Here is a 13,369-nt window from a genome sequence, read left to right as displayed (position 1 = left end):
TAACTATTCTGAACCTGTTGAAAAGCACCAATATTTACGAAAGTCTCTTTTTAAAAAGATTGTGGTTTTTAGTCTCTCTATTCATACTGTAAGTGTTCGATTGGAGCGGAAATCACTATTAAAAGCATAATAAATAAAAGACACAAGATACCGCACCTCATGCCTGAAACATACAGTTTTTCATGCGTGAGGTGTTTTTTTCTTTCGTAATGAAGAATATTCTTTTAATAGAAAGGGAGTATAAATTATGGCTAAATACCTTTTCACAGGTTTTCCCGGTTTCATTTCTGCAGAATTAATTAAACAGCTCCTGGATGCTAACAAGGAAGATATATTTTATTGTTTACATCTCCCTTCAATGAAAGCTAAAGCCATGCTTGAAGTGAAAAAGATTGAAGAGAAAAGAGGAGGGTCAAATAGAATAAAGCTGGTCGCAGGAGACATCACTGAAGAAGGTTTGGGACTTCCAGAATCTCTAAAACACCAATTCGTAAGCGAAATTGATTATGTTTGGCACTTAGCAGCAATCTATGACCTTTCTGTTGATTACAAGGCGGCCTACAAGGTAAATGTAAAAGGCACCCAGAATATAAATGACTTCTGTCTCAGCCTGTCCAATCTGAAGCGTTACGTTTATTTCAGCACTGCTTTCATTGCAGGGGGAAGACAAGGTGATTTGTTAGAAACAGAATTAATCAGGCCGGCCGAATTTCATAATTATTATGAAGAAACAAAGTTTGAGGCTGAATGCCTGGTTGAATCCTTGAAAGATAAACTGCCCCTTACTATATTCAGGCCTGGAATTGTTAAGGGAAAGTCTGACACAGGAGAAACAACCAAGTTTGACGGACCTTATTTTATCATGAATATGTTCAACAAACTTTCTTTTTTACCAATCATTCCGGCTATAGGGGATGGAGATTCCTATGTCAACATTGTCCCTGTTGAATATATAACGAATGCATCTAGTTACTTAGGACATCACACCATGGGTATCGGAAAAACGTATCACTTAACCGATCCAACACCATATAAGGTGAAAGATGTCTACCGTTCGATTTTATGGGAAATGAAAAGAAAAAAGCCGGTTGGGAAAATCCCTCTCAGAATTGCATCTTCTTCGCTCAGGTTGGCTTCTATCAGAAAATATCTTGGGGTGGAAAAGGAAGCACTTGACTACTTTTCCTGGAATGGTCAGTTTGATTGTACGCAGACCCTTGCCGACCTGGAATCAACGGATATTGCTTGCACAGACTTTTTGGAAACTGTGAAGTACATGGTTAAATTTTACCAATCAAATTATGAAAAAGCTCAATATCATATTAAAGTCGATTAAGTACACTGAGCATTCGAAATGTAACGTGAGGTGAGGAAATCACAGCCTGACTGTAAATAAAAGTAATAAGAGTTCTATCTCTGAGCACACTATGATTAGTGAGACAAATTGGAGGAGATGGAATGAGGGTGGATGCATAACAAAACATTAAATAAACTCGAAGCCATCCTATGGAGTATAGCCCTTCCAGGTTTTCCACAACTGCTGATAAACTCATACATTAAAGGTATTTTGTTCGTCACTCTGGAATTCATTGTCAATATCCAGAGTAACTTCAACGAGGCAATCCGCTTAAGTTTTCTCGGGGAAACCAGAATCGCTGCTGAAGTAATTGATTATCAATGGCTTATGTTTTATCCATGCTTATATATGTTTGCAATGTGGGATGCGTTTAAGAGTGCTGAGGGAGAAAGAGATAAATACTCTTTTCTCCCCTTTGTCTGCACGGCTTATACTGTCACTACAGGGTTGATGTTAGCGCCAAAGGTGTTCATCAAGGATATATTTATCGGTCCGATATTTTTTCCGATGATCTGCGTCCTGCCAGGGGTTGGAGCAGGATTCCTCATTAGAAAAGTCCTCGTAACGGCCATGCACGGAAATAGAAAGTAAGACCTTTGCCTGTATTAATCTGGTAGAGGTCTCTTTTATTTGGGGTAATAATAATTCCTTATTTGACTATTTTTTTATGACAAAGAGGAAAAAAATATAATGAACAGGAAAATCCTCCTAAAGCATTTACCAATGCTGTTTCTAACTGTAATGTTGCATAGAATTACTTTATATTATCTCCCGGAATTACCCCAAACCCCTAAAAAGAATCTTATATACCCCCACAAGCCAGTTTTAAAATCCGTAACCATGTAGTGAGGCGATCGCTTGAAAACAATTTATGAGGTGAATTATTTGTCAAAACAATCAAAGTTAGCAAGAACATCATTAGCAGTATTAGTAGCAGGAAATTTTTCTCTTTCCGGTACATTAGCTCACGCAAATGAGAATGATACGGATGCATTAGAAAAAGTACAATTTCAAACAGAAAATGAAGAACAATCCAATGTGATAGTAAATGACGAGGCTGTAATGGACTCTGCTGAGGATGAAATGGATTCCCTGGAAGATGTTCAGGAATCTCCTTCTTTACTTCCTGGAGACTTCTTTTATTTTGCAAAGCTTGCCTTGGAGAAAGTAAAGCTTGCGTTTACAGCTGATGATGTAAAGGAAGCAAAACTCTTAGCAGAATTTGCTGCAGAGCGTTTAGCAGAAGCACAGGCATTATTTGAAGCCGGCGAAGAAGATAAAGCAATCGAAACAATTGAGAAAGCTCTTGAGGCAATGGAAGAATCAGATGCTCAAGAAGATTCAGAAGGTGAGGAGCCAGCTGACGCTCAAGACGAAGTGATAGTAGACAGTGAATCAGAACAATCCGAAGATGTAATCGAAGAAGATAAAATGGAGGACTCCACTGACGAAACTGAAACAACTGAAGAAGAAACAGAGTCAGAAGATTCCCTTGATGAAATTGAAGAGATCATCGCACAAAATATCATTGCATTGGAAGCTGCGCTGGAAAAGGTGAAAAATCCAGTAGCAAAAGCTGCTCTTCAGAAGAACATTGAAAAGAGCTATGCGAAACTAGCGAAGAAAATGGCAAAAATGAAAGATGAAACAGAAGAAGATGCAGATCTTTCGGAGGAAAGCACTGAAAAAACTGAAGTTGTAACTGAGGCAGAAGCTATCGAAACAGAAGGTATTGAAACTGAGGCAGCTGAAGGAACAGAAGAAGTTGAAACGGAAGAATCGGCAGCTGCCCCAGCAGTTCCAGTGAAAAAGGCTGAAAAACAACAAGAAAAAGCAGAACGCAAACAAGAGCAGGCTGATAGAAAAGCTGAACAAAAGGTAGAAAAAGCAGAAAAGAAACAAGAACAGGCTGAGCGCAAACAAGCAAGAGCAGAGCAAAAAGCAGAAAAGAAACAACAGAAAGCAGTACATAAAGCAAATAAAAAAGAAGGCAAAAAAGAAAACAATGACAAAGGTCATGGTAAGAAGGAAGATTAATCAGCAGTGAATATCTTTTATTTGAAAAGGTATTAGTCCAGAAGGCTGTCTCCGTCACAGAAGACCGTGAAAAAGAGGCAGCCTTTTCCATACTCAATTACCTTCAGAACTGCTTTATACATGATATAATAAGGGTCGGAGTGAGGTGAGACTAATGCTGAATGTATTATTAATCTTTGCAGCTAAGAAGAAAAAGAAAGACACATTGGAAGAATTGGCAGCAGAAATCCAAGCTGGAGACCAGGAAATTGTAAATAAAGTGCTTGAGGATTATAAACCTTTTGTGAAAAAGGCGGTTTCTTCGGTTTGTAAAAGATATATATATGAGAGTGATGATGAATTCAGCATTGGTCTTATAGCATTCCATGACGCTTTCTACAAGTATGACAGCAGCCGGGGAGCTTCCTTTTTAAGTTTTGCTGAAGTGATTATCAAACGGAAAGTGATTGACTATATCCGTGCCAACGGAAGGCATCAAAATGTCAGCGTCGAGGCAAACATTCATACTGAAGATGGGGAAGCGCAAAACCGAATAACTGATACACTATCTCTGGAAGAGTATGGCCGTGAAAAAGAAACTGTTGAAAGAAGGGAAGAGATTCTTGCTTTCACTGCGAAACTCAAAGAATATTCCCTTAGTTTCGAAGATCTTGTCAAGAACTCACCGAAGCATGAAGATGCAAGGATAAATGCGATATCAATAGCGGAAACGGTTGTTTCCACACCAGCATTGCTGGATTATATGGTTGCAAAGAAACGGCTCCCGATTAAACAGTTAGAAAACCAAGTTGGGTTCAGCCGCAAGACAATAGAGAGAAACAGAAAATATATTATTGCCATATCGATCATTATTATGGGGGATTTTTATTATTTAAAGGATTACCTAAAAGGGCGGATGAAACAATGAAAAAAGGGATTGTTATGGAGGTTAAATCGGACACTCTCGTTATGATGACACCGGATGGAGAGTTTATCAAAGCGAAGAAACAGCCTTCAATGGAATATGCAGTCGGCGAAGAGCTGACCTTTTTTCCAAAAACTGAAACAAAAAGTAAGTCTATTCTTCAGGAGCTAAAGAAAAAAATAATTGTAAAGCCTGTTCTTTCGGGAGCGGCAGCCCTGTTAATGCTATTCTTTATTCTGTTTCCTGGCTTACATAGTTCTGAAGTCTATGCCTATGTCTCTGTCGATATCAATCCAAGCTTTGAAATCAGTGTCAGCAAAGACAGTGATGTATTGGAAATTAAACCATTTAATGAAGAGGCGGAGAAAATCTTAAGTAGTATCTCTGATTGGAAAGGACTTTCTTTAGTAGAGATAACTGAAGACATAATCGAGCTTTGTGATGAAAATGGGTATATGGATGAACAGAAAAACGTAACAGTTACAACCGTCTTTACTGAAGAAGCCTCGAACAGTGAAAAGAGTACCTTAAAAACAGAATTGGCACAATTTACAGAAGAAAAAATTAAGGATGGAACAGCTAAAATAGCATTCATCGATTCTGATAAAACTGTTAGAGAAGAAGCTCATAAGGCGGGAATGACAGCTGGCCAATTTCTGAAGAAAAAAGATTCCGAAGAAGACACTTCCAATGGTGAAAATGAAGCTTCACAGTCTGTTGCAAAGCCGGCTGAGCAAAAAGAAAATCCCGGATCTGCAGAAAACGACAAGGAACAGCCATCTGCTTCCAAAAAAGAGAACAATTCAAGTGAAAAAGCAATTCATGCGTCACCTAAGAAAGAAGACGTACATCAGGGAGAGACCAAAGAAAATTGGCATGGAAATGCTAAAGAAGACAAACAGAATGAATTGAGAAACAAAAAGGAAGAGAAGAAGGAAGAAAAAGAGAAGAAAAAAGAAGAAAAAAAAGATAAGAAAGAAGAAAGAGAAAATAAAAAGAAAAAAAATGATCATGGTGAAAATGATGGTCATCATGGAAAAGAAAACAACAAAAATAAGTCATCCCAACAAAATAAAAATAAACAAGATTAAAAAGAAAGGCTCGTCAAAGCCTTTCTTTTTTCTATTTATTGGTTCCCTTTAAGTTGTGTTTGCGCTTGTTTTACTAAACGCTTTGTAATCTCTCCGCCAACGGAACCATTTGCTCGTGATACAGTATCAGAGCCAAGTGCCACTCCAAATTCCTCTGCAATTTCATACTTAACCTGATCCATGAATTGTTCCACGCCAGGAACAAGTAGTTTGTTTGAATTTCTTGCCATTGTATATTCCTCCTATAGTTAATTAATTGTATTTCTACTACTAGCATCTCTCTAACTTGAAAGATGATGAGTGGAAATATTTCGCACTGAAGTGTAAGTCAGCCAATTAGAGAATTAGACCGAGAGGAGATTAAATACAGCTTTGCTATAGAGCGGCATGAAGGAAAAAGATAATAACTTCTTTTTTCTCTCTTTGCATGAAATTGGAGCATAGGGAAAAACTACTTTCATAAAGACAAAAAGGAGTGTCAGCCAATGGCGAAGCGTAAAGCAGAATATGATGCGGCAGAAAAGAACAATAAAACTCCACGAAGGAACCTTGCAGAGCAAAAGGATTTCAGTGCTGAGTTTGCTCAAGAAGAGAATCCTGCCAAAGGAAAGAACCGAAATTCCAAACATGGCAGAGAAGGCAGAATGAATGATGAAAGATAAACGAAATGAAAATAAGAAGGAGTCCTTCCAGGAGGAATTTGGCATAGAGTTTGGTGACTTTAATGCAGCAAAGCATTTCGAAATTCCTGAAGCAAACAAAAAAACAAATGAGAAGAAAAAATGTTAAGCCACTCGCGGCTTAACATTTTTATTAGTCTTGTAATTGAAAGAACGCTGACTTATCAGCCAAGAACATTTGTGCTGCCCCTGATGCAGGATCGTAATAAGCTAATAAATAGGATGGTTCTGCATCCGCGGCTGGGGTATTAGGATTGACAGGAAGTTCTTCAAGTAAAGTATGTTTATGAAGATCTTTTTCATTTAATCCTAACTTCATAAAGTCTTCGCCAAAAATCTGCGGATTTTGTATAGTCAGCTGATAAATTTCAGATCGTCCCCGTTTATCAAGTGCTGGCTGCCACCATGCTTTTCTTGGTTTATAGCGCTGATTCTTCAAGTAATCATATTTCATGATCGCTTCTATTGTTGGAAGGGATTTAATCTTGCTGGCTCTAAGAAATTCATGCAGCCGCTTGAACAAGTCTTCCAGTTGATGGCCGATCCGTGACCAGCCTCTTTCTTCCCAGTAGGATCCGAAGCCTTGGAAGAAATCGAATGGTGTATCAAATACATGGGTTACCAGATATTCTATCGTTTCATCCATCCGGTGATCATTCCAGTACTTTTCAAGTACATCTTCAACCTGTTTAATTTTAACAATATCATCAAAATTTAATACGTTATTGCCAAGGATTTCATATGGGGCATTATCCATGTAAATATAGTTGTGTTTATCAGCATTGATCCTTAGGCCTGTTCCACGCAGCATCTTAAGGAATCCCAATTGTAATTCCTCAGGTCTCAGTGCAAATACATCATTGAACGTTTTACGGAAGGAATTGTAGTCCTCCTCAGGCAGGCCGGCTATTAAATCCAAGTGCTGATCGATCTTCTGGCCGTCCTTTACCATTGTGACGGTTCTTGTCAGCTTATCAAAGTTCTGTTTTCTCATTACGAGGTCGTTGGTTTCATCATTTGTCGATTGAACGCCGATTTCAAACCGGAACAACCCTGCAGGTGCTTCCTTATTTAAGAAGTCGATTACTTCGGGCCTCATGATATCGGCTGTAATTTCAAATTGAAAGACAGTCCCTGGTACATGTTCATCAATGAGGAAGCGAAACATTTCCATGGCATAGCTTCTGCTGATGTTAAAGGTTCTGTCAACAAATTTAATCGTTTTTGCTCCATGTTCCATGAGGAACCTGATATCTTCTTTGACCTTTTCCCTGTCAAAATAGCGGACCCCAACTTCTATAGAGGAAAGACAGAATTGGCATCTAAATGGGCAGCCGCGGCTCGTTTCAATGTATGTTACCCTCTTGGACAGGTCTTTCAAGTCTTCTTCGAACCTGAAAGGTGAAGGTAGTTCTTTTAAATCCAATTTATTTCGCTGAGGATTGATTTTAACCTTGCCATCTTTCAAATATCCGATTCCATTTACTTCTTCCCAATTTTTATCTCCATCAATTTGAGCAAGGAGGCTCTTGAATGTTTCCTCTCCTTCTCCAATAACGAAGAAATCCACCTCAGGCAAACGCTCAAGCCAATACGGCACATCATAAGATACTTCCGGGCCGCCGAAAATGATGATTGTATCCGGACAAATTTTTTTCAGCATTTTTACAACTGCAATGGTCTCTTCAATATTCCAGATATAACAACTGAATCCAATTACATCAGCATTTCTGGTATATAAATCAGATACGATGTTCATAAGTGGGTCTTTGATCGTATATTCGGAGAGTTCAACATTAAACTCAGGGTCTGAGAATGCCTTTAGGTTTCTAATAGCAAGGTTTGTGTGTATATATTTGGCATTTAATGTGCTTAATACAGCTTTCTTCATTTCTAAACTCCTTTATATATCGCCTGTGTCTTTACGGCGGTTAAGATTATCGGGTCATGCAGAAGCATGTGATAGTCAGACCGATAGTACTTTAACATTGTAACCAAGCAGGGCTCTAAACTCAATGTTATTCAGTATTTTGTCCTATTTCCAAATTATATGAAGGATTTTGGCTCTTAGGGTGAGAATATGTATAAAAACAAAAGACCGGCAGAAGCCGGTCTTGGTTTGTGTAATGTGAAGAGTGTGGTGAAAGACAGTTTGAAGTTTGCCGTTTAAAACTTCGTCTGCTCAGTCAATTTCTTTCTGTTGCTCCTCATTTGGTTGAACATGTTCCTAAGTTTGCTTGTTTTTAGTTCGATCAACGGCTGAGCGAAAGACGTAAGCGGCTTGCTTGATAAGATAACAGTCAAAACTAATGAAGCGAATCCAAGCAGGATGATTGATTGTATCGGCGGCAATAAGTCAGGGAAGGAACTTGCCCTGAAGAATTTAATGACAAAGCCATGAATTAAATAGACATAGAGCGTGTTGGCTCCCCATTTGGTGAAAAATGTCCTATGCTTTGGTACAAAGGCAAAAAAGCTGAAGGCCATTGATATATTTAACAAATAAACGGCTGTTCTGGCAAATGGGCTAAGAATATCCTTGCCGCCAAGCTGTTCATATGATTTAGATCCCAACAGCCATTTGTCGGAAAATTCGGGAACGGCCAACATGAAGAGAAAGACGGCTGCAGGAATAACAGCGGCTGCCGCTTTGGCTTTGGCCGTCTTCAGCCTGTAAAAATGGTCTTGTTTCAAATAAAATCCCAACAGGAACAGAGGAAAAAATACGAACGTTCTTGACAGGCTGAGATAATTGGAAACAGAATCTGCGAAGCCAATGGCTATTCCAATAGAAGCAGCAAGGAATAATGCTCTCTTTTGAGTCAGTTTCCATCTGCTGACAAAAAGGTACAACAGGACATTCCAGCAAAATAAACTTGGTAAAAACCACAATGACCAATGAGGATCATAGAAATCGAGTCTGAATGTGCTGCTTTTATAAAGAAAAAAATAATAGACTGAATAAATTATCTGAAACAGCATGTATGGCAGGATAAGCTTTTTAAATAGTTTGGATATATATCCTTTCTTGTGAAACCCTTTGGCGAAGTATCCTGACACAATAATGAAGGCAGGCATATGAAAGGTATATAGAGTTTTATAGATAGATAGAATATAAGGGTCATTTTCAATGAATGACCGAATAAAATGTCCAAATACGACAAGGAAAATCAGAATTACCTTGGCGTTGTCGAAATAAAAATCTCTTTTTTTCTGCATGATGTTCACCAACTTTGAAGTATTAGAGGGACTGGCCCTTCACTAACCAAGGTACCAAAAATATACCTTAAAGTTACCCATTCCAGGGATTCTTAAACTAGAAATAATCGGTATGATAAATAGAAATGTATCTGTAACCATTCCGAAATAAAAGAAAGTTAAAATGATAGTTGAAGAGGCTCAGAAGGAAGGTATAGGAGGAAAAGAATAATGACGAACAAACAAACAATCATAACTGAAGGAGAAATAAGTCCCTTAAATCTGATAAACTTCAGAGATATTCTGGCAGCATCACCCAATCCAATTCTTATTGTTGACGAGGCGTTAAATATAATCGAGGCCAATAATCCTGCATTGGATTTAGTAGAAACAGACCGGACATCATTGATTCAACAGCCTTTTTGCCAATACTTCCAAGCGGTGCCTTCTCCCATCCTTACACAATATGAAAGTGTAGTTAAAGACGGTGGAGAAATAGAAGATGAGACACTGATGACTGCAGCCTCCGGAACAATCAAACATATTGATTTGAAGATTACCAAACCGAAAATGAGTGAATATGCATTCTTTTTCCTTAGAGATATTACAAGTGAGAGAGAGAAACAGAGAAATGATCACATGAACCTTCATATGCTGAATAATATTTTCCAGCAGGCAGCTGAGGGCATTTTACTATTTGATAAAGAAGGCAATATTAAAGAAGTCAATCAGGCATTTTGTAAACAAGTAAGCCTGACAAAAAAAGAAGTGCTTACAAAAGAAGTCATTTCCTTCATTCCTGAAAATTTTCATTATAAAGTCATGAAAATAAAAGAGCTGCTTGATTCTGGCAGACAGGCAAGAGGGGAGATTCCTATCAATCATTCTGAGGGGGTATCAGTGGTGGAATTTACCACGACTCCTTATGTAAATCATGAACTTCATATGGCGATCCTCCGTGACATCACAGAAAAGAGACAAATGGAGATACAGTTGAAAAGAAGTGAAGAATTATTTAAAGATCTGTTTGAAGAAGCCATTGATGCGATTGTGCTTTGGGACCAGGATGGAAGGGTCCTCCGCGCCAACAGATCTGCTCTTAAGATATTTGAGTGTTCACTATCTGAGATTCTAACCAAAAAAATAGAAGATTTCGTTTACCCTTTGGAAATGTCAAAGTTTGAATCCGTTACTTCTAAGCTGAGGGAGAAAGGGGAAGTACGGGATGAAATCCTCTTCCTTATGCCCAATAATCAGTTGAAACATCTGGAGTTCACATCAAAGCTTCACTCTGTAGATGGGTATAACATGACAATTTTCCGGAACGTAAGCGAGCGCCATCAGATGGAGAAAAGATTGCGGGAGAGTGAAGAGCGATTCAGGAAGATATTTGAAGGAACCCTTGATGGCATGGTACTGACCAATCACTCCGGGCAGGTGGTCGATGCCAACCCGGTTGCACTTGAAATATTGTCAATTGAAAAAGACATGTTGATTGGCAGTGATATAAAAGATGTTTTCCTGATAAAAGAAAATGAAGATCATGAATACTTGCAGTATGACCAGAAATTGAAAGAGGAGGGCCAGGCAAGTTATATTAAATTGAAGAAGATCGATGAAGAGAGGCTTCAGCATCTTGAACTCTCCTCTAAATATAACCTGCTTTCCAATTTGAATCTGACTGTCATCCGGGATATTACCGAGGAAGTTGAACTGCAAGACCAGCTGAGGAAGTCTGACACCCTTTCTGTTGTAGGCGAGCTGGCGGCGGGGATAGCCCATGAAATCAGAAATCCAATGACTGCATTGAAAGGATTCATACAGTTGTTGGAGAGCAGTATGGGGACAGACCATGAAATGTACTTTCATGTTATCAAGTCGGAATTGCAGCGGATCGATTCGATTATCACTGAATTCTTGATACTTGCCAAACCGCAGGCCGTTCAATATCAAGAAACCGATATGGTCAAAATCATGAAAGATACATTGGAGCTTCTGAACGCACAGGCTGTCATGCACAATGTTCAGTTCAAGGAGCAGTATGCAACAGGAATACCTGCTATTTTTGCAGAACCGAATCAATTGAAGCAGGTTTTCATCAACATAGTAAAAAACGCGATTGAAGTCATGCCTAAAGGCGGCAAGATCTCTATAAATATTGAAGAAAAAGGCCCGGAGAAGGTCCGGATATCCATCAGTGACGAAGGGATCGGCATACCAAAGGAAAAGATCAAGAAGCTTGGAGAACCTTTTTATACCACAAAGGAACGTGGAACGGGACTTGGTTTGATGGTAACCTTTAAAATATTGGAAGAACATGAAGGGTCTGTAGAAGTAGAAAGTGAATTGGGAAAAGGTACGACATTTCACATTGATCTGCCATGTAAGAAAGGATGAGGCTATGAAGGAAGAAAGTATGGTGGTATCCAGTCCTCTCGGAAATTTAAGACTGACTGCAGCTGAAGGTTGTTTGACAAGGGTGGCCTTTGTTGAGGAACCAGTTTCTGCTCCGGAGAATGAACTTCTTTCTAAAGCAGCTTCCCAGCTGGAAGAGTATTTTTCAGGAACAAGGAAAGATTTTGAACTTCCTCTAAAAATGGAAGGAACCATTTTTCAAGAAGCGGTATGGAATTGCTTGCTTGAGATTCCTTACGGCAGTACTTGGAGTTATAAGGATATAGCTGAAAAAATAAATAACCCAAAAGCGGTAAGAGCAATCGGGCAGGCAAATAAAGCTAACGCGCTTCCAATTATTGTGCCCTGCCACCGGGTGATAGGCAAGGACAAATCACTGACAGGATACGCCGGGAAGCAGATTGATAAGAAGGAAAAACTGCTTCTGATCGAGAGGCAGAAGGGTAAAAGTTAATAATAGAAATAACGTCTCAAGGAAAATGGTTGGGACGTTTTTTTATTGACAAACAAAACTGATTAGATGATAATTTAATTAGATGAATATCAAATGTTATGTGAAAGAGGGGATTTTGCTTGCAACTTGATAAGCTGGTTTCTTTTTATAAAACCATCGGGGATCCGACCCGCTTGAAAATCATCATGCTGCTGAGAGAAGGCCCGCTTCATGGATTAGCGATAGCTGGAAAGCTGGGACTGACAGCTCCGACTATATCCCACCATCTTACCAAGCTGAGAGAAATTAACCTTGTGTATTCAAGAAGGGAAAAGAACTCTTTGTATTACTACCTGAATAAAAAAGTCATTACACATCATGGGGAAGTACTGTTGAATATGTCTGAAGACAGAAAGGAGGATGATGAATCATTGGAAAAACGTCAAAAAGAAAAACAAAAAGTATTGAATAATTTTTTCACAAATGACGGAAAACTGATCGGGATACCAGCCCAGCGCAAAAAGAAGCTCTTTGTATTTGAACATATAATGGAAGGCTTAAAACCGGGTGTGAAGTACAACGAGAAGGATATAAATGAATATATCAAGAAGTTTCATGAAGACTATGCAACCATCAGGAGAGAGTTCATCATTAATCATTATATGTACCGTGACAAAGGGATTTACGAGATGAATCCACGTGAAATGTGGGCAACTATAGAATAACAGGACAAAATCCTCAGGTGTGCACACTGCAAGCTGAGGATTTTGTCGTATGTCGTCTAAATCCCGATTAAGAGACGCGGTTTTATGGGAGATTTTGTCTTGTTTTAGCGATTCTATTTACATTTCTGGGGAATGTTGCGATACTTCAAATATAATTGCTTTTTTAAAAGATAAGGTTTGATATATATATCAGAGAAGTGTCAGAGACAGAAAGGTGAGAAACCCCATGATATTTCCAATAGATAAAATCTACCAAAAACTAATCCTTCATAGAATTGCAAAAAAACAAAAAGTAATGCTGAAAATCGGTGCTGAATTTGGTTTGAATGATCCAAGGACGGTCGAGTGCAGCCAGGAACTGGACAAACTGATCAATGTATATCAGGAGTTAAATTATATAAAGAGTGCTGAGCAGCATTAGGCTAACTGAATAGGTTAATGAACAAGAGAAAGGGTCCTGGCTAAATGGATCCTTTCTTTTTTTGACAGTTTGCTTAAATATAGTTGATATTTCATAGTAAACCGACAA

At 38.7% G+C, this 13,369-nt stretch carries 14 protein-coding genes; 11 read left to right on the top strand and 3 right to left on the bottom strand.

From position 1 onward, the window contains the following. The first annotated feature begins 247 nt into the window (after positions 1-247). The 5 genes from M1E09_RS15560 (at position 248) to M1E09_RS15540 (ending at position 5,389) form a co-directional block, all read left to right on the top strand. Positions 248-1,336 carry an SDR family oxidoreductase gene (locus tag M1E09_RS15560; protein WP_456271758.1) on the top strand — a complete coding sequence of 363 codons (1,089 nt, stop codon included), beginning with the start codon at positions 248-250 and terminating at the stop codon, positions 1,334-1,336. A gap of 132 nt (positions 1,337-1,468) precedes the next feature. Next, positions 1,469-1,948 (top strand): hypothetical protein, encoded by a 480-nt coding sequence (locus M1E09_RS15555; protein ID WP_456271757.1) that lies wholly within the window; start codon positions 1,469-1,471, stop codon positions 1,946-1,948. A 294-nt stretch (positions 1,949-2,242) separates the two neighbouring features. Next, on the top strand, positions 2,243-3,394 hold the full coding sequence (locus M1E09_RS15550) for a DUF5667 domain-containing protein (protein ID WP_456271756.1): 1,152 nt from the start codon (positions 2,243-2,245) through the stop codon (positions 3,392-3,394). A gap of 154 nt (positions 3,395-3,548) precedes the next feature. Then, entirely contained in the window at positions 3,549-4,301 is a 753-nt protein-coding gene (gene sigI / locus M1E09_RS15545; protein ID WP_456271755.1) for an RNA polymerase sigma-I factor, read from the top strand. Next, the gene (locus M1E09_RS15540; RefSeq protein WP_456271754.1) at positions 4,298-5,389 is read left to right on the top strand and encodes an anti-sigma factor domain-containing protein; all 1,092 of its coding nucleotides are present in this window, start codon (positions 4,298-4,300) and stop codon (positions 5,387-5,389) included. The genes sigI and M1E09_RS15540 overlap by 4 nt, the downstream gene beginning before the upstream one ends. Positions 5,390-5,424: 35 nt before the next feature. Here the strand turns inward: M1E09_RS15540 and M1E09_RS15535 are convergent, their stop codons facing one another. Next, positions 5,425-5,619 carry a small, acid-soluble spore protein, alpha/beta type gene (locus M1E09_RS15535; RefSeq protein WP_456271753.1) on the bottom strand — a complete coding sequence of 65 codons (195 nt, stop codon included), beginning with the start codon at positions 5,617-5,619 and terminating at the stop codon, positions 5,425-5,427. A gap of 255 nt (positions 5,620-5,874) precedes the next feature. On the opposite strand from M1E09_RS15535, the gene M1E09_RS15530 reads away from it, so the two are divergent. Beyond that, positions 5,875-6,051, top strand: a complete 177-nt coding sequence (locus M1E09_RS15530) for a hypothetical protein (protein WP_456271752.1) — start codon at positions 5,875-5,877, stop codon at positions 6,049-6,051. Continuing rightward, positions 6,038-6,178, top strand: a complete 141-nt coding sequence (locus tag M1E09_RS15525) for a hypothetical protein (RefSeq protein WP_456271751.1) — start codon at positions 6,038-6,040, stop codon at positions 6,176-6,178. The genes M1E09_RS15530 and M1E09_RS15525 overlap by 14 nt, the downstream gene beginning before the upstream one ends. Before the next feature lie 24 nt (positions 6,179-6,202). Here M1E09_RS15525 and M1E09_RS15520 read toward each other — a convergent pair whose 3' ends face one another. Both M1E09_RS15520 and M1E09_RS15515 read right to left on the bottom strand, forming a co-directional pair. Further along, complete coding sequence (locus M1E09_RS15520) at positions 6,203-7,960, bottom strand: B12-binding domain-containing radical SAM protein (protein WP_456271750.1); 1,758 nt, start codon at positions 7,958-7,960, stop codon at positions 6,203-6,205. A 275-nt stretch (positions 7,961-8,235) separates the two neighbouring features. Further along, positions 8,236-9,288: an acyltransferase family protein gene (locus tag M1E09_RS15515; RefSeq protein WP_456271749.1), complete on the bottom strand. Its 1,053-nt coding sequence runs from the start codon at positions 9,286-9,288 to the stop codon at positions 8,236-8,238. A 210-nt stretch (positions 9,289-9,498) separates the two neighbouring features. On the opposite strand from M1E09_RS15515, the gene M1E09_RS15510 reads away from it, so the two are divergent. From M1E09_RS15510 to M1E09_RS15495, 4 genes are all read left to right on the top strand, one after another. Next, complete coding sequence (locus M1E09_RS15510) at positions 9,499-11,664, top strand: PAS domain S-box protein (protein ID WP_456271748.1); 2,166 nt, start codon at positions 9,499-9,501, stop codon at positions 11,662-11,664. 4 nt (positions 11,665-11,668) lie between these two features. Then, positions 11,669-12,136, top strand: a complete 468-nt coding sequence (locus tag M1E09_RS15505; RefSeq protein WP_456271747.1) for a methylated-DNA--[protein]-cysteine S-methyltransferase — start codon at positions 11,669-11,671, stop codon at positions 12,134-12,136. Positions 12,137-12,255: 119 nt separating this feature from the next. Continuing rightward, the gene (locus M1E09_RS15500) at positions 12,256-12,840 is read left to right on the top strand and encodes a DUF2087 domain-containing protein (protein WP_456271746.1); all 585 of its coding nucleotides are present in this window, start codon (positions 12,256-12,258) and stop codon (positions 12,838-12,840) included. A gap of 226 nt (positions 12,841-13,066) precedes the next feature. After that, positions 13,067-13,261, top strand: coding sequence for a Spo0E family sporulation regulatory protein-aspartic acid phosphatase (locus tag M1E09_RS15495; protein ID WP_456271745.1), 195 nt, complete (start codon positions 13,067-13,069; stop codon positions 13,259-13,261). Positions 13,262-13,369: the final 108 nt, after the last annotated feature.

The organism is Bacillus sp. AK031, assembly GCF_053903065.1.
The sequence above is the reverse complement of the archived record's forward strand: the minus strand, read 5'-3'. Positions and strand labels throughout refer to the sequence as shown.

What these genes read in the sequence shown, in the direction of transcription:
- M1E09_RS15510 (WP_456271748.1), top strand. Translation starts at nt 9,499, where the DNA reads ATGACGAACAAACAAACAATCATAACTGAAGGAGAAATAAGTCCCTTA.
- M1E09_RS15540 (WP_456271754.1), top strand. Translation starts at nt 4,298, where the DNA reads ATGAAAAAAGGGATTGTTATGGAGGTTAAATCGGACACTCTCGTTATG.
- sigI (WP_456271755.1), top strand. Translation starts at nt 3,549, where the DNA reads ATGCTGAATGTATTATTAATCTTTGCAGCTAAGAAGAAAAAGAAAGAC.
- M1E09_RS15520 (WP_456271750.1), bottom strand. Translation starts at nt 7,960, where the DNA reads ATGAAGAAAGCTGTATTAAGCACATTAAATGCCAAATATATACACACA.
- M1E09_RS15505 (WP_456271747.1), top strand. Translation starts at nt 11,669, where the DNA reads ATGAAGGAAGAAAGTATGGTGGTATCCAGTCCTCTCGGAAATTTAAGA.
- M1E09_RS15535 (WP_456271753.1), bottom strand. Translation starts at nt 5,619, where the DNA reads ATGGCAAGAAATTCAAACAAACTACTTGTTCCTGGCGTGGAACAATTC.
- M1E09_RS15515 (WP_456271749.1), bottom strand. Translation starts at nt 9,288, where the DNA reads ATGCAGAAAAAAAGAGATTTTTATTTCGACAACGCCAAGGTAATTCTG.
- M1E09_RS15495 (WP_456271745.1), top strand. Translation starts at nt 13,067, where the DNA reads ATGATATTTCCAATAGATAAAATCTACCAAAAACTAATCCTTCATAGA.
- M1E09_RS15530 (WP_456271752.1), top strand. Translation starts at nt 5,875, where the DNA reads ATGGCGAAGCGTAAAGCAGAATATGATGCGGCAGAAAAGAACAATAAA.
- M1E09_RS15560 (WP_456271758.1), top strand. Translation starts at nt 248, where the DNA reads ATGGCTAAATACCTTTTCACAGGTTTTCCCGGTTTCATTTCTGCAGAA.
- M1E09_RS15525 (WP_456271751.1), top strand. Translation starts at nt 6,038, where the DNA reads ATGATGAAAGATAAACGAAATGAAAATAAGAAGGAGTCCTTCCAGGAG.
- M1E09_RS15555 (WP_456271757.1), top strand. Translation starts at nt 1,469, where the DNA reads ATGCATAACAAAACATTAAATAAACTCGAAGCCATCCTATGGAGTATA.